Source organism: Rathayibacter sp. YIM 133350 (assembly GCF_037404875.1).
GTDB lineage: Bacteria > Actinomycetota > Actinomycetes > Actinomycetales > Microbacteriaceae > Orlajensenia.
In genome coordinates this window covers 1-25,058 of the sequence record NZ_JBBELO010000018.1, presented here as the reverse complement: position 1 = coordinate 25,058, position 25,058 = coordinate 1, and the positions used below count along the sequence as shown (strand labels likewise).

Sequence of the window (25,058 nt, the reverse complement as noted above, 5' to 3'; positions counted from 1 at the left end):
ACCGCGCAGGTTACGGGATGCTTCCCCCGCGGCCCTGCCCGCCCTACAATGCGTCCAGATCGGCGGGAAGGTTCGCCTCGGTGTCCGGAATGCCGAGGTCGGCCGCCTTCTTGTCGGCCATGGCCAGCAGGCGACGGATGCGGCCGGCCACCGCATCCTTCGTCATCGGCGGGTCGGCGTGGTGGCCCAGCTCGTCGAGGCTCGCCTCGCGGAAGCTCAGGCGCAGGTCGCCCGCGTAGCGCAGGTGCTCGGGAACGTCGTCGCCGAGGATCTCCAGGGCCCGCTCCACCCGGGAGCAGGCCGCCACAGCGGCCTGCGCCGACCGGCGCAGGTTGGCGTCGTCGAAGTTCACGAGACGGTTGGCCGTCGCGCGCACCTCGCGGCGCTGGCGCAGCTCCTCCCAGTTGCGCACGGTGCGCTCGGCGCCCATGTGGGTGAGCATGGCGCTGATGGCCTCGCCCTCGCGGATGACGACGCGGTGAACGCCGCGCACCTCGCGGGCCTTCGCCGCGATGCCCAGGCGTCCGGCGGCGCCGACGAGCGCCATCGCGGACTCGTTGCCTGGGCAGGTGATCTCCAGGGCGGCGGATCGGCCAGGATCGGTCAGGCTGCCGTGGGCGAGGAACGCGCCGCGCCAGATGGCGGCGACCTCCTCCTTCGATCCGGTGGTCAGGCGATTCGGAAGCCCGCGGATGGGCCGGCGGCGCGCATCCAGCAGACCCGTCTGCCGGGCGAGCGTCTCGCCGCCGTCGAGCACGCGCACGAGGTAGTGGCTCGTGCGACGGATGCCCGATGCGGCCACGACGGAGACGTCGCTGCGCACTCCATAGAGCTCCGCGAGGTCCTTGCGCACGCGCCGGGCGATGGTGGCGGAGTCCAGTTCGGACTCCACCGCGATGCGTCCGCTGATCACGTGCAAGCCACCCGAGAAGCGCAGAACCGTCGCGAGCTCAGCGGCCCGCACCGTGTTCTTGCTGACCTCCAGTTGTGCCAGTTCCTCTTTGACGTCGGCTGTCAGGGCCAATCGATGTTCCATTCTGTTGCGTGTGTCTCTGCGGCTGCGTAGCCGGCTATTCGCGACCGAGGTCGCGGTTCCTGACGCTCACGCCGACGCCCGGGAATTTCTCGAGCTTCAGCGCCAATTCGCGGGCGAGGCAGACGGAGCGGTGTTTTCCACCCGTGCAGCCGATGGCGATCGTCACGTGCCGCTTGTTCTCGCGGCGATAGCCGGCCATCACCGGCTCGAGCGCCGCGGCGTAGCGTTCGACGAAGTCGCGCGCGCCCGGTTGGTCGAGTACGAATTCTCGCACGGCTGGGTCCAATCCCGTGAGCCCGCGCAACTCCGGCACCCAGAACGGATTGGGCAGGAAGCGCGCATCGGCGACGTTGTCGGCGTCGGCGGGTACCCCGTACTTGAACCCGAAGCTGATCACCGTGACCCGCACGGCGGCAGAGCCCTCCTCGGTGAACAACTCGGTGACGGCGTTCGCGAGCTGGTGGATGTTCAGTTCCGAGGTGTCGATCACGATGTCGCTCGCCTCGCGGATCGCCCCCAGGCGCTGCCTCTCCTCGGCGATGCCGTCGAGGATGGTGCCCTCACCCTGCAGGGGGTGCGGCCGGCGGACCGACTCGAACCGGCGCACGAGCGCCGCATCCGTGGCGTCGAGGAAGACGACCCGCAGCTCGGTCCCGCTGCGCAGGGCGCTGATCATCTCGGTGAGCTGGGAGAAGAAGTCGCGACCGCGGATGTCGACGACCGCCGCGATCTTGGGCAGCCCCGACGACGCCCGCTCGACGAGTTCTACGAGCGGCCGCAGCATCTGCGGCGGAAGGTTGTCGACGACGTACCAGCCGAGGTCCTCGAGCGCGTCGGCGACGGTGGACCGCCCGGCACCCGACATGCCGGTGACGATCAGGACTTCCTTCTGCTCGGCGTCAGCCATGCTCAGATTCGCCCTTTTCGGTCGGGAGGTGGGGGTTCAAGCCTATCGAGCGCGATCAGCCCTCGCTGCTCAAACGGGATCCGATCGTGGCCGCCAGGCTCTGCCCGATTCCCTTGACCTCGCAGATCTCCTCGATCGACGCCTGGCGCAGGCGCGACACCGATCCGAAATGCCGCAGCAGTTCCTTCACCCGGGCAGGCCCCAGGCCGGGGATCTCCGCGAGCACGGAGGAGATGTCCCGCTTGCGTCGGGCGCGCTGGTGCGTGATTGCGAAGCGGTGCGCCTCGTCACGGATGCGCTGGAACAGGAACAGAGCCTCGCTGCCGCGCGGCAGGATCACGGGGTACTCCGAGTCGGGCAGCCAGATCTCCTCGAGCCGCTTCGCGATTCCGCAGAGGGTGATGCCCGTCACGCCGGATTCCGCCAGCGCCCGGGCGGCCGCCGCCACCTGCGGGGCACCGCCGTCGACGATGAGCAGGTTGGGGCGGTAGCTGAACTTGCGACGACGACCCGACTCCTCGTCGAGCGGCTCCTCGGGCTGGGCAAGGTACGCCAGTCGCCGGGTCAGCACCCGGTAGATGGAGTCGGTGTCGTCGGTGGATTCAGGAACGTTGAACCGGCGGTACTCGTCCTTGCGGGGAAGGCCGTCTTCGAAGACCACCATGGAGGCGACGATGTTGGTGCCGGAGAGGTGGGAGACGTCGTAGCACTCCATCCTCAGCGGCGCGTCGGGCATCTCGAGGGCCTCCTGGATGTCTTCCAGGGCCTGCGAGCGGGCGGTGAAGTCGGCGCTGCGGCGGGTCTTGTAGACCATGAGGGCCTGGGCGGCGTTCTGGTTGGCCGTCTCGAGCAGCGCCGCCTTGTCACCGCGCTGGGCTGCCCGCAGCCGCACCTTCGCGCCCCCGAGGCCGGCGAGCCACGATTCCAGCGCCGTCGTGTCGTCGGGGAGCTCGGGCACGACGATCTCGCGCGCGGGCGTGGCGCCCTCGCCGTAGACGGTCTGGAGCAGCCGGTCGACGATCTCCCCCGTCGACATGTCGAGCTCCTTGTCGACGACCCAGCCGCGCACACCGCGCACCCGGCCTCCGCGAACGATGAACTCCTGCACCGAGACGGCGAGCTCGTCGTGCACCACGCCGAAGAGGTCGATGTCGACCGAGTCGCGCAGCACCACGGCGCTCTTCGCGAGCACGGCCTCGAGCGCCTGGATCTGGTCGCGGCGACGAGCGGCGAGCTCGAAGTTCAGCTCGGCCGAGGCCTCCCTCATCTCCTGGGTGAGCTCTCCGATGAGGCGCCGGTCCTGATTCTGCATGAAGCTCACGAACCGGCCGACGGCCACCCGGTGCTCCTCCACCGTGACCTTGCCCGAGCACGGGCCGAAGCAGCGCCCGATCTGCCCGGCGAAGCAGGGCTTGCCCGAGGCGATCGCACGGTTGTAGTCGGAGTCCTTGCAGGTGCGGATCGGGAAGGCCTTGAGCATGAGCTCGACCATCTCGTCGACGGCCCACTTCTTGGGGTACGGCCCGAAGTAGCGGGCGCCGCGGATCTTGGTGTTGCGCGTCACGAGCACGCGCGGCGCCTCTTCCCCGAGCGTCACCGCCATGTACGGGTAGGACTTGTCGTCCTTGAACATGACGTTGAAGGGCGGGTCGAACTCCTTGATCCAGGTGTACTCGAGCTGGAGCGCCTCGACCTCGTTGCTGACGACGGTCCACTCCACGGATGCCGCCGTCGTCACCATGCGCCGGGTGCGCTCGTGCAACGTGTGCAGCGGCGCGAAGTAGTTCGAGAGCCGGGCGCGCAGGTTCTTCGCCTTGCCGACGTACAGCACGCGCGCCGAGGCGTCGCGGAAGCGGTAGACGCCGGGGTCGGTGGGAATCTCTCCCGGCCGGGGCCGGTAACTCAGTGCAGTGGCCATCGCCGGAGAATACTAACCGGCCACCTTGGCGATGATGCCGTGGTTCTCCGCATCCGCATCGAGCACCTCGCGCAGGAACATGCCCGTGTGGCTGCCGCGCGCATCGGCCACGTGCTCGGGCGTGCCCGTCGCGATCACCCTGCCGCCGCCGGAGCCGCCCTCTGGACCGAGGTCGATCACCCAGTCGGCCGACTTGATGACATCGAGGTTGTGCTCGATCACGATGACCGTATTGCCCTTGTCGACGAGCCCGTTCAGCACCTTGAGCAGCTTGCGCACGTCTTCGAAGTGCAGGCCCGTCGTCGGCTCGTCGAGCACGTAGACGCTGCGCCCGTTCGAGCGGCGCTGCAGTTCGGTGGCGAGCTTCACGCGCTGCGCCTCGCCGCCCGAGAGCGTCGTGGCGCTCTGGCCGAGCCGCACGTAGCCGAGGCCCACGTCGACGAGGGTCTTCAGGTAGCGGTGGATGGCCGAGATCGGCTCGAAGAACTCGGCGCCCTCGCTGATCGACATGTCGAGCACCTCGGCGATGTTCTTGCCCTTGTAGTGCACCTGCAGGGTGTCGCGGTTGTAGCGCGAACCGCCGCAGACCTCGCACGCGACGTAGACGTCGGGCAGGAAGTTCATCTCGATCTTGATGGTGCCGTCGCCGGAGCACGCCTCGCAGCGGCCGCCCTTGACGTTGAAGCTGAACCGGCCCGGCAGGTACCCGCGCGCCTTGGCCTCCATCGTGTCGGCGAAGAGCGTGCGGATGCGGTCGAAGACGCCGGTGTAGGTCGCCGGGTTCGATCGGGGCGTACGGCCGATCGGCGCCTGGTCGACGTGGATGACCTTGTCGAGGTGGTCGAGTCCGGTCACCCGGGTGTGCTTGCCCGGAAGCTTGCGCGCGCCGTTCAGCTTGTTGGCGAGCACCCGGTAAAGCACGTCGTTCACGAGCGAGGACTTCCCCGAGCCGCTCACGCCGGTCACCGCGGTGAAGGTTCCCAGCGGGAAGTCGACCGTGACCTTGCGCAGGTTGTTGGCCTCGGCCCCGACGACGGTGATCTTGCGGTTCTTATCGAACGGTCGCCGCGTGTGCGGGGTGATGATCTCCTTGCGGCGCGAGAGGTAGTCGCCCGTGAGGGATCGCCGGTTCTCCAGCAGCGCATCCAGCGAACCCGAGTGCACGACCCGCCCGCCGTTGACGCCGGCGCCGGGGCCGATGTCGACGATCCAGTCCGCCGTGCGGATGGTGTCTTCGTCGTGCTCGACGACGATGAGGGTGTTGCCGAGGTCGCGCAGCGCAACGAGGGTCTCGATGAGCCGGCGGTTGTCGCGCTGGTGCAGGCCGATGCTCGGCTCGTCGAGCACGTACAGCACCCCTGTCAGGCCGGACCCGATCTGCGTCGCCAAGCGGATGCGCTGGGCCTCGCCCCCGGAGAGCGAACCCGCCGCCCGGGAGAGGTTCAGGTAGTTCAGGCCGACCCGGATGAGGAAGTCCAGGCGCAGGGTGATCTCGCGCAGCACCTGAGCGGCGATCTGCTGCTCGCGGTCGGTCAGCTTCATGGCACCCATGAAGGCGTGGGCGTCGCTGAGGCTGAGGTCGGCGACATCCGCGATGCTCGAGCCGTGCACCTGCACGGCGAGAACCTCGGGCTTCAGCCGCTTGCCGTTGCAGACGGGGCACGGGACCTCGCGCAGGTATTCCGCCCAGCGCGCACGCTGCACGTCGGTCTCGGCCTGCAGGTACTGGCGCTCGATGTAGGGCACGACGCCCTCGAAGCCGGAGGTGTAGCTCATCTCGCGGCCGTACCGGTTGCGCCACTTGACCCGCACCTCGAAGTTCTCGCCACGCAGCACGGCGGTGCGCGCCTTCTCGGGCAGGTCGTGCCACGGCGTCTCGAGCGAGAACTTCAGGTCGCGGGCCAGGCCCTCGAGCAGCTTCTCGTAGTAGTTGTAGAGGCTCTTGCCCTGGCTCGTCCACGGCAGGATGACGCCCTCGGAGATGGAGAGTTCGGTGTCGCCGAGCAGCAGGTCCTCATCGACCGACATGCGGGTTCCGAGGCCGGAGCACTCGGGGCAAGCGCCGAACGGCGCGTTGAAGGAGAAGGTGCGCGGCTCGATCTCGGTGAGCTGGATGGGGTGGCCGTTCGGGCACGAGAGCTTCTCGGAGAAGTTCTGCCAGGCGGCGTCGCCTTCGGCATCCACGTAGTTGATGCTCACGAGCCCGTCGGTGAGCCGCAGGGCCGTCTCGAGCGAGTCGGTCAGGCGGCTGAGGATGTCGGGACCGGCCACGAGACGGTCGACGACGACGGAGATGTCGTGCTTGACCTGCTTCTTCAGGGTCGGGGGCTCGCTGAGCTGCACCTGCTGGCCGTCGACGATGGCCCGCGAGTATCCGGAGGCCGCCAGTTCGGAGAACAGGTCGACGAACTCGCCCTTCTTCTGCGAGACGACCGGGCTCACGATCATGTAGCGGGTGCCGGCTTCGAGCTCCATCAGCTGGTCGGCGATCTGCTGCACCGTCTGCTTCTGGATTCTCGCCCCGCAGACCGGACAGTGCGGAACGCCGATACGCGCCCACAGCAGTCGCATGTAGTCGTAGATCTCGGTGATGGTTCCGACGGTGGAGCGGGGATTGCGGTTCGTCGACTTCTGGTCGATCGAGACGGCGGGGCTCAGACCCTCGATGAAGTCGACGTCGGGGCGGTCGACCTGGCCGAGGAACTGACGGGCGTAGGCCGAGAGCGACTCGACGTAGCGGCGCTGGCCCTCGGCGAAGATGGTGTCGAACGCGAGGGAGGACTTCCCGGAGCCGGAGAGGCCGGTGAAGACGACGAGTGCATCACGAGGAATCTCGAGGTCGACATTGCGCAGGTTGTGCACGCGCGCGCCGCGAACGCTGAGTTTGGCGGTGGAATCGACCTTTGTTACAGACACCCAAGAATTCTACGGAACCCCTCTGACACTCTCGTGCGTCGAGGGGATGCCCTGAGCGAACGGAGCCGCTCACTAGGGATTGAGGAGCTCCCAGTGCCCCTCGGAGACGACCTCGACGGCGCCGTTGACGACGCTGATCGCGCTCTGGTCGTCGATCGCGTACGCGGGGCCGTCGATGCCGTCGGCCCAGCGGCGGGCGTTCTCGCGGGTGTGGGAACTCCAGCCGGGATAGTCCAGGTGCGGGAAGAGGGAGAAATCCACGACGCCGAGCGTCTCGTCGCTGCCGTCGCCCTCGGGCCAGTCCACGAACGCCGGGCCGATGCGCGGCGTCATCACCATGCTCCCGGCGCTCACGCCGACCCAGACCGTCTGCTGAAGCGATGGCAGCAGCTCCGCCAACCCCGACCGCCGCATCCAGTGCGCGAGGTAGGTCGCCTCGCCGCCGTCCACGAGCAGCACGTCGGCCTCGCGCACCCACGGGACCCAGCGGTCCGGGGAGATGCCGGGCAACGCCGTGAGCTCGAGCACCCCGACGGAGGCCCAGCCGAGGTCGAACATGCCGCGTTCACCGCCGCCCTCCCCCGCGATCGAACGCCATACCGTGCCCGGCGAGCAGAGCGGCTGGCCCCATTGCGCCGTAGGGATGAACAGCGCGCGCGACTCGGCGATCGGCTTGCCCAGGAGCTCGACGAGACGCGCTCGGATGCTTGCGTTCGTGACTCCGCCGGAGGTGAGCAGCAGTCTCATGATGGCCGGACCGGGCGCCTCAGGCGTGCCCGGCCTTCTCCATCTGCCGGAGCTCCCGCTTCAGGTCGCCGAGCTCGTCGCGCAGGCGCGCCGCGAGCTCGAACTTCAGCTCCCCCGCCGCCTCCATCATCTGGGCGTTCAGGTCGGCGATGAGCTCCTCGAGCTGGTTGGCTCCGGCCGCGGCGATGCCCTCCCTGCGCAGGTTGGGCGTCGGAGCCTTCGTGCGCCCCTCGCGTCCACCCAGCAGGGCCACGGTGTCGGCGCCCTCCCGGGCCAGCACGTCGGTGATGTCGGCGATGCGCTTGCGCAGCGGCTGGGGGTCGATGCCGTTGGCGGTGTTGTACGCCACCTGCTTCTCGCGCCGGCGCTCGGTCTCCTCGATCGCGTTCTTCATGGAGTCGGTGAGCACGTCGGCGTACATGTGCACCTGTCCGGAGACATTGCGGGCCGCGCGCCCGATCGTCTGGATGAGCGAGGTCGAGGAGCGCAGGAACCCCTCCTTGTCGGCGTCGAGGATCGACACGAGCGAGACCTCCGGCAGGTCGAGGCCCTCGCGCAGCAGGTTGATGCCGACGAGCACGTCGTAGACGCCCGCGCGCAGCTCCGTGAGCAGCTCGACCCGGCGCAGCGTGTCCACATCCGAGTGCAGGTAGCGCACCCGCACCCCGGCCTCGGTCAGGAAGTCGGTGAGCTCCTCCGCCATCTTCTTGGTGAGCGTCGTGACGAGCACGCGCTCATCGCGCTCGGCGCGCTGGCGGATCTCCTCGAGCAGGTCGTCGATCTGGCCCTTGCTCGGCTTGACGACGATCTGCGGGTCGACCAGCCCGGTCGGCCGGATGATCTGCTCCACGATGCCGTCGGCGATGCCCATCTCATAGCGACCGGGCGTCGCGGAGAGGTAGACGGTCTGGCCGACGCGGTTCTTGAATTCGTCCCACTTGAGCGGCCGGTTGTCCATGGCGCTCGGCAGCCGGAAGCCGTGCTCCACGAGCGTGCGCTTGCGCGAGGCATCGCCCTCGTACATCGCACCGATCTGCGGAACGGTCACGTGCGACTCGTCGATGACCACGAGGAAGTCGTCGGGGAAGAAGTCGAGCAGGCAGTGCGGCGCCTCCCCGGGCGCGCGGCCGTCGATGTGCCGGGAGTAGTTCTCGATGCCCGAGCAGAACCCGATCTGCTCCATCATCTCGAGGTCGAACTGGGTGCGCATGCGCAGGCGCTGGGCCTCGAGCAGCTTGCCCTCTCGCTCGAGCTCGCGCAGCCGCTCGCCGAGTTCGAACTGGATGGTGCCGATGGCGCGCTTCATCACGTCGGTGCTCGCGACGTAGTGCGATCCGGGGAAGACGGCGACGGAGTCCATCTTGCGCACGATCTCACCCGTGAGCGGATGCAGCGTGTAGAGCGCCTCGATCTCGTCGCCGAACATCTCGATGCGGATGGCGAGCTCCTCGTACATCGGGATGATCTCGATGGTGTCGCCGCGCACGCGGAAGTTGCCCCGCGAGAAGTCGATGTCGTTGCGCTGGTACTGCATCGAGACGAACTTGCGGATGAGCCAGTCCCGGTCCACGCGCTGGCCCACCTGCAGCGGCATCATCGCATCGAGGTATTCGGACGGCGCTCCCAGTCCGTAGATGCAGGAGACGGTCGAGACGACAACGACGTCGCGCCGGCTGAGCAGCGAGTTCGTCGTGGAGTGGCGCAGTCGCTCCACCTCGGCGTTGACCGAGGAGTCCTTCTCGATGAAGGTGTCGGTCTGCGGCACGTAGGCCTCGGGCTGGTAGTAGTCGTAGTACGAGACGAAGTACTCGACGGCGTTGTTGGGCATGAGCTCGCGGAACTCGTTCGCGAGCTGCGCCGCGAGCGTCTTGTTGTGCGCGAGCACGAGCGTGGGGCGCTGTACCTGCTCGATCAGCCAGGCGGTGGTCGCCGACTTGCCGGTACCCGTCGCGCCGAGCAGCACGACATCGGTCTCGCCGGCGTTGATGCGCGCAGCCAGGTCCGCGATGGCGGTGGGCTGGTCGCCGCTCGGCGTGTATTCGCTGACGACCTGGAAGGGTCGTACTGAGCGTGTGGCATCCATTCTCCAAGTCTACGGAGCACCGCCGACACTCCCGCCGGAGCGAGCCCGCTGGCGCTCAGCCCTGAGCGGACGCCCTCTGCTCCCGCCGGATGCGCGCCCACAGCCCGTCGGTCTGGCCCACCGTGTTGGCCATGCTGCCGTTCGTGTCGATGACGACGTCGGCCACGTTCAGGCGCGCTGTGTCGCCGGCCTGGGCCCCCACGCGCGCCTCGGCGTGCTCCTCGCTCAGACCGCGCAGCTCGACCAGCCGGCGCACCCGGGTCTTCTTCTCGGCGTGGGCGACCACGATGAGGTCGAAGGGATGATCGACGGCGGCCTCGACGAGCAGGGGCACGTCGTAGACGACCACGGCATCCGGGTCGGCGGCCGCCGCCTTCTGGATGCGCGCCGTCGAGAGCTCGCGAACCAGCGGGTGCACGATGGCGTTCAGCCGGGCGAGAGCTTCGGGGTCGCCGAAGACGAGCTGGCCGAGCGCCGCCCGATCGAGCCGTCCGTCTGCCGTGATGACGGCATCGCCGAAGGCCTCCCTCACCTGCGCGAGGCCGGGAGTTCCCGGCTCGACGACCCGGCGCGCCAGTTCGTCCGCGTCGATGTGCACGGCGCCGTGCTCCACGAGACGGCGGGCGATGGTGGACTTGCCCGCGGCGATCCCGCCCGTCAGACCGATGAGGTACACGCGCCCAGCCTACCGGCCCCGGTACGGACGCGACCCGGGAGGTTCAGCATCCGGGCGTCCAGCGTTCGGCGATCCACGCCTGGGTCACGTACGGCAGAAGGATCTCGCTGCCCGAGGTCTCGGGAAAGGCGTCCAGCACGCCCTCGATGCGGGCGATCATGACCCGGCGCTCGGCCGGGGTGGCCGTGAGGTAGTAGCTGCGGGTCGTTGCCAGGGCGAGGATCCCCTCCCGGTCGGTGCGCGCGTTCCAGCGCTGCTCGCGTTGCCCGACCAGCTCGAGCCCTGAACCGAGCTGCGGTTCGTAGGCGCTCGCCTCGTGCAGGCCCCGGTGCATCGCCGCAGAGAGGGCGTCGACCCACGGGACGGACTCGTCGCGCGTGTTCCAGATGAGGCCGAGTCGCCCCTTCGGACGCAGCACGCGGAGCGCCTCCCGGGTGGCGGCATCCACGTCGACCCAGTGCCAGGCCTGCGCGAACGTGATGAGATCCATCGATGCGTCGGGCAGCGGCAGGTTCTCGGCGGCGCCCTCCAGGCGGGTCAGCTGCGGCAGTCGCTCGCCGAGCACGTGCAGCATCTCGGGTGCCGGGTCGATCGCGGTGACGTTCGCACCGAGCTCGACGAGCTCCCGCGTCAGCTTGCCGGTGCCTGCCCCGATATCCGCAACGTCGTGCGCGTCCCCGAGGAGCCACTGCACGCTCTCACGGGGATAGCCGGGACGATGCGCGTCATAGCCGCCGGCGTTCTCTCGGAAGGACTGCGCATGCCGGCGGTCGCGGGGAAGATCACTCATGCCTCCAGCATAGGAAACGCGAAACGGCCGGACCCCGAAGGGTCCGGCCGTCTCACTGCTGGGCTGTACTAGTTGCTCGAGAGCTTCTCGCGCAGCGCGGCGAGGGATGCGTCATCGGCGAGCGTGCCGGCCGAGACCGTCTCGCTCGAGAACGACGTGCCGGCGGCTGCCGGAGCCTCGGCGGCCTCAGCGGAAGCCGCTGCGACCTGCTTCTTGTGGGCCTCCCAGCGAGCCTGGGCGGCAGCGTACTCCTGCTCCCACTTCTCGCGCTGGGCCTCGAAGCCCTCACGCCACTCGTTGGTCTCGGGGTCGAAGCCCTCAGGGTACTTGTAGTTGCCCTGCTCGTCGTACTCCGTGAGCATGCCGTAGAGCGCCGGGTCGAACTCGGTGCCCTCGGGGTCGACACCCTCGTTGGCCTGCTTGAGGCTCAGCGAGATGCGGCGACGCTCGAGGTCGATGTCGATGACCTTGACGAAGACCTCTTCGCCGACCGACACGACCTGCTCGGCGAGCTCGACGTGCTTGCCGGAGAGCTCGGAGATGTGCACGAGGCCCTCGATGCCGTCGGCGACGCGAACGAACGCACCGAACGGAACGAGCTTGGTGACCTTACCCGGTGCGACCTGGCCGATCGCGTGGGTACGGGCGAACACCTGCCACGGGTCCTCCTGGGTGGCCTTGAGCGAGAGCGAGACGCGCTCGCGCTCGAGGTCGACCTCGAGGATCTCGACGGTGACTTCCTGACCGACCTCGACGACCTCGCTGGCGTGCTCGATGTGCTTCCAGCTGAGCTCGGAGACGTGAACCAGACCGTCGACGCCGCCGAGGTCGACGAACGCACCGAAGTTGACGATCGACGAGACGACGCCCTTGCGGACCTGGCCCTTGTGCAGGTTGTTGAGGAAGGTCGTGCGGCTCTCGGACTGGGTCTGCTCGAGCAGGGCACGGCGGGAGAGCACGACGTTGTTGCGGTTCTTGTCGAGCTCGAGGATCTTCGCCTCGATCTCCTGGCCGAGGTACGGCGTGAGGTCCCGAACGCGGCGAAGCTCGATGAGCGAGGCCGGGAGGAATCCGCGGAGTCCGATGTCGACGATGAGGCCGCCCTTGACGACCTCGATGACCGAACCGGTCACGACGCCATCGGCTTCCTTGATCTTCTCCACGTCGCCCCATGCACGCTCGTACTGAGCCCGCTTCTTCGACAGGATGAGGCGGCCTTCCTTGTCCTCCTTCTGGAGAACGAGGGCCTCGACGGTGTCGCCGACGTTGACGACCTCGGAGGGGTCGACGTCGTGCTTGATGGAGAGTTCGCGCGAGGGGATGACGCCCTCGGTCTTGTAGCCGACGTCGAGGAGAACCTCGTCGCGGTCGATCTTCACAACGGTTCCCTCGATGAGGTCACCGTCGTTGAAGAACTTCAAAGTCTTCTCGACCGCGGCAAGAAAGTCTTCGGCGGAGCCGATGTCGTTGATAGCGACCTGCTTGGTTGCCTTCTCGGTCGTTGCGGTTGTCATGTAGTAGTTGCTCCAGTACGGACAGGTTCAGGCCACTCGCGAGTGCAGAGCTCTTGATTTTTCCGCGAGAGGCATGCGGATAGGACGTCACGAACGTGACGTTCCAGCTTACCGGCTTCGGAAGGTCGGCCGCAAACGCGCGAGGTCCCCTCTGAACCGGGAGTTCACTCAGCTGCAACGCTCGGCTCGGGCTGGGAATTCCTCGCTCCCAGCACCGCACGCAGGGCGGGTCCGAGGTCCGGATACGCGAAGACGTAGCCCGCATCCGTCAGCCGCTCCGGCAGCACCCAGCGGCTCTTCAGCACGAGCTCGGTCTCCGTGCGGATGACGGCCGAGCCGATCTCGAGCAGCGGCCGCGGTGCGGGAAGGCCGATCGGAACGCCGAGGAGCCGGCGCAGGGTCGCCATGAAGGTGCGATTGTCGCTCGGATGCGGCGCGCTCACGTTGACGACGCCGTCGATCTCACCGTGCGCGGTGAGGAAGTCGATGGCGCCGACGACGTCGTCGATGTGCACCCAGCTGAAGCGCTGCCGGCCGCCCCGAGCACCGAAGACGTGCTGCGTTCCGCTGGCGAGCCGACTGCGTGTGCGGAACCAGCGGCCATCGAGCTGGGCGCCGCCGAGGCCGAACCTGACGAGGTTGCTCAGCGGCACCATGACGCTCCCGTCGCCCAGGACGATCGCCATGCGCAGGGCCACCCGGCGCGTGCCGGGCAGTTCACCGTCGAAGAGCTCCGCCTCCCACGCCTTCGCCACCTGAACCGAGAATCCGGTGCCGAGCTCGCCCGTCGACTCGGTCATGGGACGGTCTTCGGCGTGGCGGTAGATCGTGGCGGTGGAGGCGTTGAACCAGACGGAGGGCGGGTTGGAGGCCTCCCGAACGGCCTCGCCGAGCTCTCGGGTGGTCTCGAGGCGGGAGCGGAAGATCTCCGCCCGGTTCGCCGCGGTGTAACGGCAGTTCACGCTCTTGCCCGCGAGGTTGATGAGCACGTCGGAGCCCTCGATGAGCGCGAGGATCGCGTCTCGGTCACCCCACGCCGCATCCGCTCGGGAGCGGCCGATCGTGAGAACCTCGACACCCTGATCCCGATAGTGCTCGATCAGTCGATGACCGATGAAGCCGGACGCGCCGGCGATGACGACACGCTTCATGCCTCCCCCTCAGGCCGCAGCTCGTACTCGAAGCTGCCGGCATATTCGTAGATGAGTCCCAGAACGGGCAGCGTGATCGTGAGCCGCACGTGCTGGCGCCCGCTCGCGCCGTCGATCCGCTCGACCAGGCGCACGCGCGGCCGGATGAGCCGGGGCACCGTCACGCGCAGGTGTCGGATGCGAAACCCGACGGCCCGTGAGTCCAGCTGGAGAGCACCGGCATCGACCGTGGCCTCGAAGCCGGCGCGCACGTCGCCGCGGGACCCCAGGGCGTCGACGAGCCGCCCCGCGGTGCAGCGCATCTCGTCGACCATCACGCGATCGCCGCCGGAGAGGTGGAACACGCGGCGAGCCACGAGCGCGTCGCCCACCTGCCGGTTCTCGATCTCGAAGGGCACGCCGCCCTGCCATACGGGCCAGAGCACGTCATCACCGCTCAGCAGCCAGAGCACGGGCCAGAGCCAGCGCCGCGGAGTGCCGACGACGTCGAACGTGCCGCGGCCCTGCCCGACCTGACCCTCCGGGATCGTGGAGAAGTAGGCCCGCAGTCGCGGGTCGAGGTCGTGAATCCTGCCGCCGAGCGCACGTTCGTACGGGGAGGTCCTCACCCGAGGAGGGCTTGGCGCAGCGTGTCCAGTCCCACTCCCCCGAGATCGAGGGCGCGACGGTGGAACTCCTTGATCGAGAACGACTCCCCCTCTCGGGAATGCACCTGGTCGCGCAGCTCCTCCCAGATGCGCTGGCCCACCTTGTAGGAGGGCGCCTGCCCGGGCCAGCCGAGGTAGCGGTTCACCTCGAAACGGATGAAGCCGTCGTTCATGTTGACGTTCTCGCGCATGAACTCGAGGGCGTACTCGGCCGTCCACGCCCCCTGGCCGTCGGGCCGCTGCTTCTGCAGGTGCACGCCGATGTCGAGCACCACGCGAGCGGCGCGCATCCGCTGCCCGTCGAGCATGCCGAGGCGGTCGGCCGGGTCGTCGAGGTAGCCAAGCTGTTCCATGAGCCGTTCGGCGTAGAGGGCCCAGCCCTCGGCGTGGCCCGAGGTCCCGGCGAGTTGCCTGCGCCAGGTGTTCAGCTTGGCGCGGTTGTAGACCGCCTGGCCCAGCTGCAGGTGATGGCCGGGAACGCCCTCGTGGTAGACCGTGGTGAGCTCGCGCCAGGTGTCGAACTCGTTGACCCCCTCGGGCACCGACCACCACATGCGACCGGGGCGGGAGAAGTCGTCGGTCGGCGGGGTGTAGTAGATGCCGCCCTCCTGCGTGGGTGCGATGCGGCATTCGAGCGTGCGGATCTCCTGGGGGATGTCGAAGTGCGTCGCGCCCAGCTCGGCGACGGCGCGATCGCTCGTCTCCTGCATCCAGCGCTGCAGCGCGTCGGTGCCGTGCAGCTTGCGCGCCGGATCGCCGTCGAGGAACTCGATGGCCTCCCGAACGGATGCGCCCGGCTTGATCTCACGGGCGATCGCCTCCTGCTCTGCGCGCATGCGGGCGAGCTCCTCGAGGCCCCACTCGTAGGTGTCGTCGAGGTCGATGACGGCGCCGAGGAACCGGCGCGAGTTCAGCGCGTAGAGGTGACGGCCGATCGCGTCCTGCTCGGTGGCTTTGGGTTCCAGCTCGTGAGAGAGGAAGTCCGCGAGTTCGCCGTAGGCCGTCGCGGCCTCCCCGGCATGGTCGGACAGGTGGCGCGCCAGCGATGCGGGCAGCGAGCCGTGCTCGAGCTCGGCATCGGCGACGAAGCTCGTGAAGAATCCGCCGGCGTGCGCGTACTTGCGCACCTGCGTGGTCACCTCGCGCACCTGCCGGCGAGCCGGCGTCACGCCGTTCGCGATGCCGAGCCGCAGGGTCTGGATGTAGCCGTCGACGGCGGCGGGAACCGCGGCCAGGCGCTTGCAGATGGCGTCCCAGTTCTCCACGCTCGCGGTCGGCATCAGGTCGAAGATCTCGCGGATCTCCTGCGCCGGGCTCGCGATCACGTTGAGGTCGCGCAGGTGCAGGCCGGCGTCGTGGCTCTCGACGGAGAGCAGCAGCTCGCTCAGCAGGTCTGTCTTCGTCACGCGATCGACGTCGTCGACGGGCTCCGCGGCCACGAGGGTCTCCGCCGCGGCCTTCGCCGCGGCGACGCGTGCTTCGTGCCCTGCTGGCGAGTAGTCGCCGAAGCGGGTGTCGGACTCGGTGCGGCCGATGTAGGTGCCGAGCGTCGGCTCCAGCTCGACGATCGTGTCGACCCACTGCTCCGCGATGGCGTCGATGGCGGTGGGAGTGCGTTGTTCTGGCGCAGTCATGTCACGACTCTATGGGGCGCCGCTACTCCCGTGCACGCGATCTCAGTGGGCGGCGGCGTCCCAGTTCGGGCCGCGGCCGATCTGGACGTCGAGAGGAACGAGAAGGTCGACCGCTCCGCCCATGCGGGCACGCACGATGGCCTCCATCGCATCCCACTCCCCCTCGGCGACCTCGAAGATGAGCTCGTCGTGCACCTGCATGAGCATGCGGGAGCTGAGCTGCTGCTCGGCGGTGTCGCGCTCGATGCCGACCATGGCGACCTTGATGATGTCGGCGGCCGAGCCCTGAATGGGCGAGTTGAGCGCGGCGCGCTCCGCCCCTTCACGTTGGATGCGGTTGGGGCTCGCGAGCTCGGGGAACGGCCGTCTGCGACCGAAGATCGTCTCGGTGTAGCCGTCCATCTTGGCCTGCTCGACGACACGGCGCAGGTAGTCGCGCACCGCACCGAAGCGCTCGAAGTAGTCGCTCATGAGCTGCCGTGCCTGGGCGGTGTCGATGCGCAGCTGCTTGGACAGGCCGAAGGCGCTCAGGCCGTACGCGAGGCCGTACGACATCGCCTTGACCTTCGTGCGCTGCAGCGAGGTCACGTCGGCGGGGTCGACGCCGAAGATGCGCGCACCGACGAAGCGGTGCAGGTCCTCTCCGGCGTTGAAGGCCTCGATGAGCCCCGGGTCTTCGGAGAGGTGCGCCATGATGCGCATCTCGATCTGCGAGTAGTCGGCCGTGAGCAGTGTCTCGTAGCCCGCTCCCACCTGCACGGCCCCGCGGATGCGCCGGCCCTCCTCGGTACGCACCGGGATGTTCTGCAGGTTGGGGTCGTTCGACGACATGCGCCCGGTGGCCGCGCCGATCTGGCTGTAGGTCGTATGGATGCGACCCTCACCGTCGATCGCCTTGTCGAGGCTCTCGACGATCTGGCGCAGCTTCGTGGCGTCACGATGCTGCAGCAGCAGGTCGAGGAAGGGATGCGGGTTGCTCTCCTGAAGGTCGGCGAGGGCGCCGGCATCCGTCGAGTAGCCCGTCTTGTTCGCGCGCGTCTTCGGCATTCCCAGCTGATCGAAGAGCACCTCCTGCAGCTGCTTGGGCGAACCCAGGTTCACCTCGCGGCCGATCTCGGCGTAGGCGGCGGCCGCCAGTGACGCGGCACGCTCCGCGAGCTGGGCCGAGAGCTCCGAGAGCTCCGCGTGGCTGACGGCGACGCCGCGCAGCTCCATGTCGACGAGCGCCACGAGCACCGGCATCTCGATGTCGGTGAGCACCCGGGTCGATCCCTCGGAGAGCTGCTCGAGCACGATGGGCGCGACGCGAGCGGCGTACCAGGCCGCGATCGCCACCCCGCCGGCGACGTCATCGTCGGGAACGAGCTGGTTCACGTCGGGTTCGGGCATGATCTCGTGCAGGTGACGCTGAACGAGATCGGCGAGCGTCTTCTCCTGCAGGCTCGGCCGCAGCAGCCATCCGGCGACGAGCACGTCGGTGCGGATGCCGTCGAAGTCGAGGCCGGTCCGCCGGAGCGCCTTCAGCTGGGGCTTCGCGTCGGCCATGATCTTGGGCGAATCCGAGGCGAGCCAGCGCTCGAGCGGCAGGTAGTCGGAACGACTCGGCTGCCACGGAAGGGTGACGGCCTCGGTCGGGCTCGCCACCCCGAAGCCGATGACGCGACCGTCGAGCACCTCGACGGTGAACCCGAGCCCCTCGGGATGGGCCGCAGCAGAGCTCTCGAGCCAGGCGGCGAGCTCGTCGCCCACGAGCGCCAGCGGTGTGGGCGTGGCAGGCACGCCGGCGGCAGCCGCGGCGATCGCCGCTGCACCCTCGGCACCGCTCGTGGTGCCCGTTCCCTCGAGCTTGTAGACGCGGTCGAGAAGCGTGCGGAACTCGAGCCGGCCGAAGAGCTCGCGCACCGCATCGTCGTTCATCGACTGCCGGGCGAGGTCGCCGAGGGCGATCGGCAGCTCGACGTCGTCCACCAGCCGGTTCAGGCGCCGGTTGCGTACGACGTTCTCCTTCTGGTCGCGCAGGTTCTGGCCGACGACGCCCGTGATCTTCTCGGCGTTGTCGAGGATGCCCTGCAGGTCGCCGTACTGGTTCAGCCACTTGACGGCGGTCTTCTCGCCGACCTTGCTGACGCCGGGCAGGTTGTCGCTCGTCTCGCCGACCAGTGCGGCGATCTCGGGGTACTGCTCCGGCCGGATGCCGTAGCGCTCCTGCACCGCGGCGACGTCGTAGCGCTTCAGCTGGGACACGCCCTGGGAGTTGGGGTAGAGCAGGATGACGTTCTCGTTCACGAGCTGGATCGTGTCGCGGTCGCCGGAGACGAGCAGAACCCGGTAGCCCTCTTCGACCCCGCGCTTGGCGAGGGTGGCGAGGATGTCGTCGGCCTCGTAGTCCTCTTTGTCGAGGGTGGTGATGTTCATGGCCGCAAGGGCGTCGCGCAGCAGGGGGATCTGCCCGATGAACTCGGACGGCGTCTCGCCGCGCGTGCCCTTGTACTCCGCGTAGTCGCGGGTGCGGAAGGAGTACCGCGAGATGTCGAAGGCGACGGCGATGTGCGTCGGCTTCTCGTTCTGCAGGAGCAGCAGCAGCATCGAGAGGAAGCCGTGGATGCCGTTGGTGTGCTGGCCGTCGCGGGTGCGGAAACTCTCCACCGGCAGCGCGTAGAAGGCCCGGAACGCGAGCGAGTGGCCGTCGATGACAAGGAGGGTGGGCTTTTCTGCGTCCGACACCATTCCAGCCTACAAGCCGGTTCCGACACCCTCGGACCCCGCTGGATCACCCGCCGTGCTCATGCACGGCGGAGCATATGAGGGCTAGGCCTTCTTGGGTGCGAGCTGCTCGATGATGGCCTGGGCGACGTCGTGCATCGTCAGGCGGCGATCCATCGAGGCCTTCTGGATCCAGCGGAACGCCTCGGGCTCGGTCAGGCCCATCTTCTCGTTGAGCAGGCCCTTGGCCCGGTCCACGAGCTTCCGGGTCTCGAAGCGCTCGACCATGTCGCCGACCTCGGCCTCGAGGGCGATGATCTGGGCGTAACGGGCCAGGGCGATCTCGATGGCCGGCAGCAGGTCGTTCGGAGTGAACGGCTTGACGACGTACGCCAGGGCGCCCGCCTCGCTCGCCTGCTCCACGAGTTCCTTCTGGCTGAATGCCGTCAGCAGCACGACGGGGGCGATGTGGTTCTTGCTCAGCTGCTCGGCCGCCTGGATGCCGGTCATCTTGGGCATCTTCACGTCCATGACGACGAGATCGGGACGCAGTTCCGTTGCCAGGGCCACGGCGGTCTCGCCGTCACCGGCCTCGCCGACCACGTCGAATCCGTTATCGCGCAGGATCTCGACGATGTCGAGGCGGATGAGGGACTCGTCCTCCGCAACGACGACTCGTCGGGGCGGAGTGGCGGTGGTGTCTGCGTCTGTCACGCAGGAAAGCCTACGGTATTCTGATGCAGGCTCGTGAGCCGGTGTGGCGGAATGGCAGACGCGGAGCACTCAAAATGCTTTGTCCGAGAGGGCATGTGGGTTCGAGTCCCACCACCGGTACCCGATGAGGATCATTCATTCCTAGGAGAGGATGTCCTTGGTCGTGAAGCGGCCGAAGGCGAGGGCGCCGAAGACAGCGATGTAGCCGGCCTGCAGCAGGGCGTTCGCGCCGAATGACTCCCAGGCGATCGGCTGGCGCAGCAGGTCGGCGAAGCCCAGCCAGAGGTGGCTGAAGAGCCACGGATGCAGCGCATCCAGCTGCGGGAGCGAGTCGAGCACCTGCGAGGCGATGCACAGCACGAGTGTCGCTGCCATCGCCCCCATCGGAACGTCGGTGAGCGTGGAGACGAACAGCCCGATCGCGACGACGCCGAGAAGCGAGACGCAGACGTAGGCGGCGACGAGGAGGATGCGCCCGAGCGCCTCCGTCACCCCCACGGTGTCGCCGGAGAGCAGGGTGACAGGCCCGATCGGGAAGAGGGCCGCGCCCGCGATGACACCGGCCACGACGATGCCGAGGGTGGCCGTGAGGCAGAACACGACGGCGGCCGCGTACTTGACCACAAGCAGCCGCACGCGGCCCGCGGGAGCCGCCAGCAGGTAACGCAGCGTGCCGTGAGCGGCCTCCCCCGCGATCGCGTCGCCGGCCACCACGGCCGAAGCGAGCGGCAGGAACAGCGGCACGCACACGACGAGCGCCGCGAAGGCCACGAACAAGCCGTTCTCGGTGATCTGGCCGAGGAAGGCGGGACCGCCGGAGCGGGAGCGTTCGGCGTTGATGCGCACGGCGACGGCGATGAGCACCGGAACCGCCGCCAGCGCTGCGTGGAGCGCCCACGTGCGCCGTCGGCGGTAGAGCACGGCGAGCTCGGAGCCCACGAGCGCCCACCCGACGACCGAGCGGGCGGGCCGCGCCTCAGCCGTCGACATCGAAGCCCTCCCCGGTGAGCGCCACGAACCGCTCCTCGAGACTGCGTCCGGATCGCTCGATGCCGCGCACACGCACTCCGGCCGAGACGAGCGCCGCGACGACGTGCTCGACAGGCGGTCCGTCCTGCGGAAGCGGGGCCGCGACGAGCCCCTCCTGCTCGTCCGCCGTGCCGGCCAGGCCGAGGGCGGCGAGCGCGGCGACGGCCGCGGTGGCATCCGGGGTGAGCACGCGCAGGGAGCTCTCCCCTCCGCTGCGCAGCGCCTCGATCGACGAGGACGCCACGAGAGATCCATGGCTCATCACGGCGGCATGCGTGCACACCTGGTCGACCTCCGCCAGCAGGTGGCTCGAGACGAACACGGTCGTCCCCGCGTGCGCGAGGGACCGGATGAGGCTGCGCACCTCGCGCGTGCCCTGCGGGTCCAGTCCGTTGGTCGGCTCATCGAGGATGAGCAGCTCGCGCGGCAGCAGCAGGGCGCCGGCGATGCCGAGGCGCTGCTTCATGCCGAGCGAGTAGGCCTTCACTTTCGTCGCCCCGGCGTGCGCCAGACCGACGCGTTCCAGCGCGGAGGCGATCCGGACCGCACGCGTGCCGCCGGGCGCCGCCCGGTTGGCACTGTCGAGACGGCGGAGGTTCTCGATGCCGCTGAGGAACGGCAGGAAGGCGGGAGCCTCGACGAGGGCGCCCACCCGCGGCAGCACCTCGTTGCCCGCCGCCGGCATGGCGGCGCCCAGTACGCGGATCTCCCCCGAGGTCGGCGCAGCCAGCCCGAGCAGCATCCGGATCGTCGTGGTCTTGCCCGACCCGTTGGGACCGAGGAACCCGAACACCGAGCCCCGGGGCACGCGCAGGTCGATGCCGCCGACGGCCTCGTGGCGGCCGAATCTCTTCACGAGCGCGGTGGTGGAGATCGCGAGGTCGGCCTCGCCCTCCGGGCGCACGGCGTTCAGCAGCGGCTCACTCGGCGGCCGCCGCCTGCAGGCGGGAGAGCGGCACCGCCCCGGCAAGGATGCGGCCGTCGTCGGTGAGAAGCAGGCTCGCCAGCGAGGTCGTGACCGCCCGGCCGCCCTCGACCCGGTTCGTCAGCTGTGAGAACAGCGGCGAGGCCTCGAGCTCGGCCGGCAGTGCTCCCGTCGCGAATTCGGCGACGGCGTCCCAGCCCGATCCGTGGACGAGCGGGGCGGCGGAGTCGTCGGCGGCGGAAACGTGCCTCGTGCCGGCGGGCACCGTCCGCTCCGTCACGGTCGCTCCCGCCGGCGGCGTGAACGCGAAGCGCTCGGCGTCGGGGCGGGCGGTGTCGAACGTCGTGAAGCCGAGGGAGAACGCGGGATCCGAGACGCCTCGGGCGCGCACGATCACCCGCAGGGGAACCCAGGTGGCGGCATCCACCGAGATGCGCACGTCGCCCACGAGCGTGTCCGTGCTCGTCGGCGTGATGACGAGGGTGTACGTGGGCCGATCGGCGACGCTTCCGTCGGCGGCGACGCTGAGGCGGGCGTCTTCGCGGGCGAGGGTGAGGAAGTGCTCGGCCAGCTGCCCCGGAGTCTGAGCATTGCTGAGCGCGGCATCCGCCGAGCCATCCGGAAGGCTCGCGTGGGTGGCCTCGTTCTGCTTCGAGGAGTAGAGCCAGACCTCGTCGCCGTTGCGCACGGCATCGCGCTCGGCGAGCGCGTCGAGCACCTGCACCCGCACGTGGTCGGCGCCGTCGACGTAGACACGGCCGGTGTGGCTGCCCGTCGCGAGCTCGAGGGCCGAGGCGGCTCCCGCCTCCGATTGCGGCGCGTTGCCGGGAAGGGAGAGGTCGGGCAGTCCGAGCTGCGATTCCTGCTCGAACGTGCCACTGAAGGCCTCTGCGTCGGACGCGGCGACGCGCTGCACCAACTGGTCGGCGCTCAGGTCGGCAAGGTCGGTCGCAGCGCCCGCCTGGAGCGGCGCGATGACGGCTGCGGCCGCGATGGCCGCGGGGATGAGAATCGCCGGCAACCAGCGACGTGATCCACGCATGACACACCTCTTCCGGATAGCCGCAATGCTACGCCGGTGCCGCCGGGAACAACCGTGAATCCGCCGAGCATGACCGGATGTCGGCGGACGCGCAAGGGGCAATGCACCTGGCCGCTCACCGCTACAGTGTTCATCGATCAGCCGAGGAGAATCCGTGACGCAGACCCAGACCGCAGCCGTCGCGGCCGAGCAGGAGGACGTGGAGCCCTCAGGTCCCCAGCAGCTTCCGCGCTCGACGTGGATCTACATCCTCAAGCGCACGACGCGTGCCTTCGGGTTCAACGACCTGCCCGACGCGGCAGCTGCCCTCACCTACTACGGCGTGCTCTCGATCTTCCCGGCGCTGATCGCCATCGTCGCCGGGTTCGTCATGTTCGGCGACGGCGCGGGCGCGATCGACACCCTGCTCAAGGGATTCGAGCACACCTTCTCGGGCGTCTCGACGCAGGGCGTTCGCCAGGCCCTCGACGAGCTCGCGCACGGCTCAGGCTGGTTCGCCCTCGCCTTCGGCGTGCTCCTGACCCTGTGGACCGTCTCGCGCTACGTCGGCGGTTTCGCGCGGGCGATGAACCGCATCTACGAGATCGACGAGGGCCGTTCCTTCCGCATCCTCAAGCCGCAGCAGTTGGGCGTCGCTGTCGCGGTCATCCTCATCATCGGCCTCATAGCCGTGCTCTCGGTCGTGTCGGGCACGATCGCGACCGCGAGCGCCGACGCCCTGGGCCTCGGCACGGGCTGGGTGACCGTGTGGAGCATCGGCAAGTGGCCGGTGCTCGTGCTTCTCGGCGTGCTGCTGATCGGCACCCTGTACTTCGCCACGCCCAACGTGCACCAGCGGCGGTTGCGCTGGCTGAGCCTCGGGGCGGTCATCTCGCTCGTCACCCTCGTGCTCTCGTCGGCGGCGTTCTTCATCTACGCGGTCGGGTTCTCGAACTACGACAAGATCTACCGTTCGCTGGCCGGCGCCCTCATCTTCCTCATCTGGATGTGGATCGCCAACCTCGCGCTGCTCTTCGGCGCCCAGTGCGACGCAGAGGTCGAGCGGGCCAGGCAGCTGCACGCCGGAATCGCCGCGGAGGATCAACTGCAGATGCCGCCGCGTGACGAGCGACTGAGCGAGAAGCGCGCGAACTACCGGCAGCGCCAGATCGCCGAGGCCCGCAGCATCCGTTACAACGCCGCACCGCGTCGGGCGAAGTAGTCGGGCGACGGCCTCGGGCGAGGGATCCGGGTCGAATGGTGTCAAGCCCCTGCCCGGGTGCTGGCCGCCGGCGTAGACAGAATGCATGAAAGCTCTGACCTGGCAGGCCACCCGCTCCGTGAGCGTCGACGAGGTCGAGGATCCCCGCATCCAGGAGGGCACCGACGCGATCATCCGCGTGACGTCCACTGCCATCTGCGGCTCCGACATCCACCTCTACGACGTGTTCGGCCCCTTCCTGAACCGTGGAGACGTGCTGGGCCACGAGACGATGGGGGTCGTCGAAGAGGTCGGACCCGCGGTCCGGCGGCTCAAGAAGGGCGATCGGGTCGTCATTCCGTTCGTCATCGCCTGCGGGCACTGCTTCATGTGCCAGCGCGGGTTCACCACGCAGTGCGAGACCACCCAGAACCGCGAGCACGGCACCGGGGCGGACCTCTACGGCTACACCGAGCTGTACGGCAGTGTTCCCGGCGGCCAGGCGGAGTACCTGCGCGTGCCGCTCGCCGACGCCAACGCATTGATCGTCGGGCATGACCTGCCCGATGACCGCTACCTCTTCCTGAGCGACATCCTGCCCACCGCCTGGCAGGCCGTTCAGTATGCCGAACTGCCGGATGCCGGCGTGCTCGGCGTCATCGGCCTCGGGCCGGTCGGGCAGTTCGCCGTGCGCATCGGATCGCTGCTCGGACACCGGGTCGTGGCCGTCGACCCCGTGCCGGAACGGCGTCTGATGGCCGAGCGCTACGGCGCCGAGACCTTCGACCTCGACGGCGACGAGCTCGAGGCGCTGCGCGACGCGACGGATGGCCGCGGCCCCGACTCGGTGGTCGACGCCGTCGGGCTCGAGGCTCACGGCAACCCCGCAACGTCCTTGCTGCAGAACGCCGTCGGCGTGCTGCCCGATCCGCTCGCGAAGAAAGTGATGACGACGGCCGGCGTGGACCGCCTCGCCGCCGTCGACCTCGCGATCGATGCGGTGCGCCGCGGCGGCACCGTCTCGCTCGCCGGCGTCTACGCCGGCATGGCCGACCCCATGCCCCTCATGCGCATGTTCGACAAGCAGCTCACGATGCGCATGGGCCAGTGCAACGTGCACCGCTGGCGCGATCAGTTGTTGAAGGTCGTCGAGCAGGAGAACGATCCCCTCGGTACAGAGGATCTCGTCACCCATCGGGTGCCCCTCTCGCGCGGACCCGAGATGTACGAGACCTTCCGCGACAAGAAGGACGGCTGCATCAAGGTGGTGCTGAAGCCGGGCGCCTGATCCGGATGTGCAGAAACGTGCCCTCGGGCCTAGGGAAACCCCGGTGAGAGGCTCGAAATAAGTCATTAGAACCCTTGCGGTTATCGAACACGTGTTCGAAACTGGGGGTATGGCGGCGCTCCTGGAAGACCTCGAGTCCCTTGAGGATTTCGATGATG

19 protein-coding genes and 1 tRNA gene are annotated in these 25,058 nt (G+C 68.7%); 3 read left to right on the top strand and 17 right to left on the bottom strand.

What is annotated here, in order from left to right:
• Positions 1-43: 43 nt before the first annotated feature.
• The 14 genes from whiA to WDJ51_RS04555 form a co-directional block, all read right to left on the bottom strand.
• On the bottom strand, positions 44-1,024 hold the full coding sequence (gene whiA, locus WDJ51_RS04620) for a DNA-binding protein WhiA (protein WP_337851259.1): 981 nt from the start codon (positions 1,022-1,024) through the stop codon (positions 44-46).
• Between the two features lie 46 nt (positions 1,025-1,070).
• The gene (gene rapZ / locus WDJ51_RS04615) at positions 1,071-1,943 is read right to left on the bottom strand and encodes an RNase adapter RapZ (RefSeq protein WP_337851258.1); all 873 of its coding nucleotides are present in this window, start codon (positions 1,941-1,943) and stop codon (positions 1,071-1,073) included.
• 55 nt (positions 1,944-1,998) lie between these two features.
• Complete coding sequence (uvrC, locus tag WDJ51_RS04610; protein ID WP_337851257.1) at positions 1,999-3,861, bottom strand: excinuclease ABC subunit UvrC; 1,863 nt, start codon at positions 3,859-3,861, stop codon at positions 1,999-2,001.
• A gap of 12 nt (positions 3,862-3,873) precedes the next feature.
• A complete protein-coding gene (gene uvrA, locus WDJ51_RS04605; protein ID WP_337851256.1) occupies positions 3,874-6,777 on the bottom strand; it encodes an excinuclease ABC subunit UvrA in 2,904 nt (967 codons plus the stop codon).
• Between the two features lie 72 nt (positions 6,778-6,849).
• Positions 6,850-7,524, bottom strand: coding sequence for a Type 1 glutamine amidotransferase-like domain-containing protein (locus WDJ51_RS04600; protein WP_337851255.1), 675 nt, complete (start codon positions 7,522-7,524; stop codon positions 6,850-6,852).
• Between the two features lie 19 nt (positions 7,525-7,543).
• Positions 7,544-9,607 carry an excinuclease ABC subunit UvrB gene (uvrB, locus tag WDJ51_RS04595; RefSeq protein ID WP_337851254.1) on the bottom strand — a complete coding sequence of 688 codons (2,064 nt, stop codon included), beginning with the start codon at positions 9,605-9,607 and terminating at the stop codon, positions 7,544-7,546.
• Positions 9,608-9,662: 55 nt separating this feature from the next.
• Entirely contained in the window at positions 9,663-10,283 is a 621-nt protein-coding gene (gene coaE, locus WDJ51_RS04590; RefSeq protein WP_337851253.1) for a dephospho-CoA kinase, read from the bottom strand.
• A 43-nt stretch (positions 10,284-10,326) separates the two neighbouring features.
• On the bottom strand, positions 10,327-11,073 hold the full coding sequence (locus WDJ51_RS04585) for a class I SAM-dependent methyltransferase (RefSeq protein WP_337851252.1): 747 nt from the start codon (positions 11,071-11,073) through the stop codon (positions 10,327-10,329).
• Between the two features lie 68 nt (positions 11,074-11,141).
• Positions 11,142-12,587, bottom strand: coding sequence for a 30S ribosomal protein S1 (rpsA, locus tag WDJ51_RS04580; protein ID WP_337851251.1), 1,446 nt, complete (start codon positions 12,585-12,587; stop codon positions 11,142-11,144).
• A 164-nt stretch (positions 12,588-12,751) separates the two neighbouring features.
• Positions 12,752-13,738, bottom strand: coding sequence for an epimerase (locus WDJ51_RS04575; RefSeq protein ID WP_337851250.1), 987 nt, complete (start codon positions 13,736-13,738; stop codon positions 12,752-12,754).
• The gene (locus tag WDJ51_RS04570) at positions 13,735-14,346 is read right to left on the bottom strand and encodes a DUF4166 domain-containing protein (protein ID WP_337851249.1); all 612 of its coding nucleotides are present in this window, start codon (positions 14,344-14,346) and stop codon (positions 13,735-13,737) included. Before WDJ51_RS04570 ends, WDJ51_RS04575 begins: the two co-directional genes overlap by 4 nt.
• Entirely contained in the window at positions 14,343-16,019 is a 1,677-nt protein-coding gene (locus WDJ51_RS04565) for a DUF885 domain-containing protein (protein WP_337851248.1), read from the bottom strand. The genes WDJ51_RS04570 and WDJ51_RS04565 overlap by 4 nt, the downstream gene beginning before the upstream one ends.
• A 42-nt stretch (positions 16,020-16,061) precedes the next feature.
• Positions 16,062-18,743 carry a DNA polymerase I gene (polA, locus tag WDJ51_RS04560; RefSeq protein ID WP_337851247.1) on the bottom strand — a complete coding sequence of 894 codons (2,682 nt, stop codon included), beginning with the start codon at positions 18,741-18,743 and terminating at the stop codon, positions 16,062-16,064.
• An 84-nt stretch (positions 18,744-18,827) separates the two neighbouring features.
• Positions 18,828-19,436, bottom strand: a complete 609-nt coding sequence (locus WDJ51_RS04555; protein WP_337851246.1) for an ANTAR domain-containing response regulator — start codon at positions 19,434-19,436, stop codon at positions 18,828-18,830.
• Positions 19,437-19,473: 37 nt separating this feature from the next.
• On the opposite strand from WDJ51_RS04555, the gene WDJ51_RS04550 reads away from it, so the two are divergent.
• Positions 19,474-19,556, top strand: a tRNA-Leu gene (locus tag WDJ51_RS04550).
• 21 nt (positions 19,557-19,577) lie between these two features.
• Here the strand turns inward: WDJ51_RS04550 and WDJ51_RS04545 are convergent.
• From WDJ51_RS04545 to WDJ51_RS04535, 3 genes are read right to left on the bottom strand one after another with little or no spacing between them, the layout of a single operon-like run.
• On the bottom strand, positions 19,578-20,426 hold the full coding sequence (locus WDJ51_RS04545; protein ID WP_337851245.1) for an ABC transporter permease: 849 nt from the start codon (positions 20,424-20,426) through the stop codon (positions 19,578-19,580).
• Positions 20,413-21,378, bottom strand: a complete 966-nt coding sequence (locus WDJ51_RS04540; RefSeq protein WP_337851376.1) for an ABC transporter ATP-binding protein — start codon at positions 21,376-21,378, stop codon at positions 20,413-20,415. Before WDJ51_RS04540 ends, WDJ51_RS04545 begins: the two co-directional genes overlap by 14 nt.
• 7 nt (positions 21,379-21,385) lie before the next feature.
• Positions 21,386-22,432, bottom strand: a complete 1,047-nt coding sequence (locus WDJ51_RS04535) for a LolA family protein (protein ID WP_337851244.1) — start codon at positions 22,430-22,432, stop codon at positions 21,386-21,388.
• Positions 22,433-22,586: 154 nt separating this feature from the next.
• Between WDJ51_RS04535 and WDJ51_RS04530 the strand changes: the two genes are divergently transcribed.
• Both WDJ51_RS04530 and WDJ51_RS04525 read left to right on the top strand, forming a co-directional pair.
• A complete protein-coding gene (locus tag WDJ51_RS04530; RefSeq protein ID WP_337851243.1) occupies positions 22,587-23,633 on the top strand; it encodes a YihY/virulence factor BrkB family protein in 1,047 nt (348 codons plus the stop codon).
• An 85-nt stretch (positions 23,634-23,718) separates the two neighbouring features.
• On the top strand, positions 23,719-24,900 hold the full coding sequence (locus WDJ51_RS04525; protein WP_337851242.1) for an alcohol dehydrogenase catalytic domain-containing protein: 1,182 nt from the start codon (positions 23,719-23,721) through the stop codon (positions 24,898-24,900).
• Positions 24,901-25,058: the final 158 nt, after the last annotated feature.

Excerpts from the sequence above, each read along its gene's own strand:
- rapZ (WP_337851258.1), bottom strand. The coding sequence starts at position 1,943 with ATGGCTGACGCCGAGCAGAAGGAAGTCCTGATCGTCACCGGCATGTCG.
- uvrC (WP_337851257.1), bottom strand. The coding sequence starts at position 3,861 with ATGGCCACTGCACTGAGTTACCGGCCCCGGCCGGGAGAGATTCCCACC.
- WDJ51_RS04600 (WP_337851255.1), bottom strand. The coding sequence starts at position 7,524 with ATGAGACTGCTGCTCACCTCCGGCGGAGTCACGAACGCAAGCATCCGA.
- uvrB (WP_337851254.1), bottom strand. The coding sequence starts at position 9,607 with ATGGATGCCACACGCTCAGTACGACCCTTCCAGGTCGTCAGCGAATAC.
- WDJ51_RS04585 (WP_337851252.1), bottom strand. The coding sequence starts at position 11,073 with ATGAGTGATCTTCCCCGCGACCGCCGGCATGCGCAGTCCTTCCGAGAG.
- rpsA (WP_337851251.1), bottom strand. The coding sequence starts at position 12,587 with ATGACAACCGCAACGACCGAGAAGGCAACCAAGCAGGTCGCTATCAAC.
- WDJ51_RS04575 (WP_337851250.1), bottom strand. The coding sequence starts at position 13,738 with ATGAAGCGTGTCGTCATCGCCGGCGCGTCCGGCTTCATCGGTCATCGA.
- WDJ51_RS04565 (WP_337851248.1), bottom strand. The coding sequence starts at position 16,019 with ATGACTGCGCCAGAACAACGCACTCCCACCGCCATCGACGCCATCGCG.
- WDJ51_RS04545 (WP_337851245.1), bottom strand. The coding sequence starts at position 20,426 with ATGTCGACGGCTGAGGCGCGGCCCGCCCGCTCGGTCGTCGGGTGGGCG.
- WDJ51_RS04535 (WP_337851244.1), bottom strand. The coding sequence starts at position 22,432 with ATGCGTGGATCACGTCGCTGGTTGCCGGCGATTCTCATCCCCGCGGCC.
- WDJ51_RS04525 (WP_337851242.1), top strand. The coding sequence starts at position 23,719 with ATGAAAGCTCTGACCTGGCAGGCCACCCGCTCCGTGAGCGTCGACGAG.